The following is a 1,858-nucleotide window of genomic DNA, read 5'->3' as shown; positions in this document are numbered from 1 at the left end:
TTCTCAAATCTGTGGTCAAGTCTATGGGAATTGTGAAATCTATGGCAAGGCTTTCATCTCTCAATATGCAAAAGTTTATGACCATGCTTGTGTCTATGGCAATGCTCATGTTTATGGCAATGTTTATGGGTATGCCCATGTGAGTGGGGGCGCCCGCGTTTTTGCTGATGCTCATGTTTATGATTATGCGCATGTTTCTTATGATGCTACGGTTTTTGGTTATGCAAGGGTCTATGGTCGTGCCATTGTTGCTGGCTCGGCTCATATTCATAGCTATGCTGAGGTTTATAATTATGCCTTTATTAATGGTCGTGCCCAAATTTATGGCAAGGTCTATGGCGGTGCTTTGGTGGGCGGTTGTGCTGAAATTTATGGCTCTGTTTTTGGCAATGCCAAGGTTTTATTCTATACGAAGGTCTGGGGTCGTGCTTATGGCAATGCGAAATTAACCAAGAGAAGCAAAGTAAGGAAAGTTCCTATAAATTATGAGGTTTATGAAAGCGATAACCTTGTCAAGATTGTTGATGAAACAGAATAAAGAACGGCGTGGGGGGCGCCTTCTACAGCTATAAACGCATCATAAAAGAGAGAATTCAAAAAGAAAGCCGTATCAAGTAATATGACGCGGCTTTCTTATAACGTTTCTAATAATTTAATAATCACCTACAATGGAGTGATAAATGCATATATACAAAACGTATCATATTGCAAGCGTTCTATTGTTTTTATGAAAACTTATCAAAAGGATCATAAATGATGGGTATGATCTTAATCACTCATTTGAATAAGAGAGTTTCTAAACGCTTTTGATTTTTATAAACCTATCAATAAAACGCTCTCATATTTAAAGGGAGTCATTTGAAATAAAGCACATAATCAAAATGCCTCTTTAAAACGTTTTAAAATACTAAGCTCAAAATAGAGCTGAGTGAATTCAAATAACTGACATTCTAAAATCAAAACGCTTGGTAGCTTTATCAGTACAATCAAAAGCAAAGGCGTATTAAGGGAATATCTGTCATAAAACCGTTTTTATATTTATACGCATTGGTTTTTAAAAGTAGCTTTTCATAAGACAAATAAACAAACGTTTTTATAGAATTTAAGGGTTTCAAGATTTGCTCTATTTGCTCTGCTGTAAAATCTAGATCTTTGTTTTTCGTAAATGAAACGTTCTTAAGAGCAAATGATAACTAAGTTTATAGCTGTTATAAAACATCAGTTTCAAATTTTAAACGTTTCCTTAAAGAGGTTCTTATAAGCGTATTTTCACTTTTCATTAAAACCTAATTTCTTTAAAAATTAGCCGGCTCAATTTTGAGTTCGTTAACTTTAGAATAGAGCATTTTTTTAACAGCATTATTTTACTAAAAATTTAGTAAAACCCTATGCGTTTAGATTTTACAATGGTTTTGAATTTTGCTTGCTTATCTTTTCTCTTAAAAGAGCTGCCATTAATTTTGTAAGTAAGTGCTTTAAAAATATAACTGTTAAAACATTTTTTGATAGCTTGCTTGTATACGTCATTAAAAGATTTTCGCATCATAAGATATAACGTTTTGAATTTCATAACTGTTGTGATGATATGTTTGTATAATGACTGCCTATCATTTACTAAATTTTTAGTAAGCGCTTTAAAAACGATTTTGTCTTTAAATCCTTTTATGTGTCCTTAATGAATTACACTTATAAGCTTATAAAAATTTTAAACGATTATTTTCCTTTTAAGGATTCGCTCAAAAAAGAGCAAAACTCATACCATTCTCTAAACGCATGCGATTTTTGAATGATAAAAACGTATCATAAAATTTATGAACTGTTATGAATGATAACTGCTTTTCATTTCATTTGAATGCAC

At 32.2% G+C, this 1,858-nt stretch carries 1 protein-coding gene; it reads left to right on the top strand.

Annotated elements, in window-relative coordinates; all coding sequences use genetic code 11:
- A partial coding sequence (locus PVV69_RS09725) for a hypothetical protein (RefSeq protein ID WP_273757334.1) occupies nt 1-538 on the top strand: 538 nt, incomplete at its 5' end.
- Nucleotides 539-1,858: the final 1,320 nt, after the last annotated feature.

The sequence above is a fragment of the Bartonella sp. MM73XJBT genome (assembly GCF_028618465.1).
Lineage (GTDB): Bacteria > Pseudomonadota > Alphaproteobacteria > Rhizobiales > Rhizobiaceae > Bartonella.
This window is presented reverse-complemented; position numbering and strand designations above follow the sequence as displayed.